2 protein-coding genes are annotated in these 1,167 nt (G+C 63.2%); both read right to left on the bottom strand.

All coding sequences use genetic code 11. The annotated features are described in order from the left end of the window. Positions 1 to 71: 71 nt before the first annotated feature. A complete protein-coding gene (locus EOA75_RS33055) occupies positions 72 to 347 on the bottom strand; it encodes a hypothetical protein (protein WP_127216627.1) in 276 nt (91 codons plus the stop codon). Between the two features lie 80 nt (positions 348 to 427). Further along, on the bottom strand, positions 428 to 1,167 hold a 740-nt coding region (gene xth, locus EOA75_RS33050; protein ID WP_127326155.1), incomplete at its 5' end, for an exodeoxyribonuclease III.

Below are 1,167 nucleotides of genomic sequence, written 5' to 3'. Positions count from 1 at the left end.
ACCTCAATCACGGCGCCGACGACATCCTGACCAAGGGCAACAACGGCGACCAGTAGGCCGCAGCTTCGGCTTCAATTTTCGGTAGGTTCCGTCGGCGCCGTGATTGAGGTCGGGTGCAGTTTCGGCGCCTGATTCTCGCCGGGGCAGTCGTCCTGGATCTTCGTCCAGGAAGTGTTGTTGAGAACCATGTCGCAGCGGGCGAGGTGACTTTCGCCGGCAATCGTCAGGCAGGCCGTCTCACCGATCTTGAACGATTTGCCGTTGGCAAGACACTCCGGCGCCGCGAGCGCCGGCGCGGCAAACGCCAGCGCAAGGCCGACCGGGCAAAGAACAAATCGGATCGCCATCGAACCCCCGCAACAATCCAGCATCAAACGCGCGATTTGTGGCGACATCAGGGTTCGGCAAGAGCCCGCAAGCAGCGCCTTCAGGCCGGCTGCAAGCGCAGATCGATGGCCACCGGCACGTGGTCGGAAGGTTTTTCCCAGGCGCGGACGTGCTTTTCCACCGAGGCCGACGAGAAGCGGTTGGCGGCTTCGGGAGACAGCAATAGATGGTCGATGCGGATGCCGTTGTTCTTCTGCCAGGCCCCGGCCTGATAGTCCCAGAAAGTATAGACATCGGGCGAATCGGTCACGGCGCGCACGGCTTCCGTGAACCCGAGATTCTTCAGGCGCCGGAAGGCCTGCCGCGTCTGAGGCTGGAATAGCGCGTCACTACGCCAGTTTTCGGGGAACCTGGCGTCGGCGGGCTCGGGGATGACGTTGTAGTCCCCGGCCAGCACCAGCGCTTCCTCGAGCCTCAGCCGCTCTTCCGCCCAGCGCTCTAGCCTCGCCATCCATGACAGCTTGTAGGAAAACTTCCGCTCGTCCTCGACTGGGTTGCCGTTTGGCAGATAGAGGGAGGCGACCCGCAGCGCGCCCTTATCGGTCGAGAAGACGCCTTCGATGAAGCGCGCGTGGTCGTCGGCATCGTCGCCAGGCAAACCGCGATTGACCTCGTCGAAGGGCAGCTTCGACAGGAGAGCGACGCCGTTGAAGCTCTTCTGCCCGTTGGTCTCGACATTATAGCCCAGCGCCTCGATCTCGGCGCGCGGGAACTGGTCGTCGACCGTCTTGATCTCCTGCAGGCACACGATGTCCGGCGCGCTCTCGGTCAGCCAGTGGG

The organism is Mesorhizobium sp. M1A.F.Ca.IN.022.07.1.1, assembly GCF_003997575.1.
In the GTDB taxonomy this organism is placed as follows: Bacteria; Pseudomonadota; Alphaproteobacteria; order Rhizobiales; family Rhizobiaceae; genus Mesorhizobium.
This window is presented reverse-complemented; position numbering and strand designations above follow the sequence as displayed.

Excerpts from the sequence above, each read along its gene's own strand:
- EOA75_RS33055 (WP_127216627.1), bottom strand. The coding sequence starts at position 347 with ATGGCGATCCGATTTGTTCTTTGCCCGGTCGGCCTTGCGCTGGCGTTT.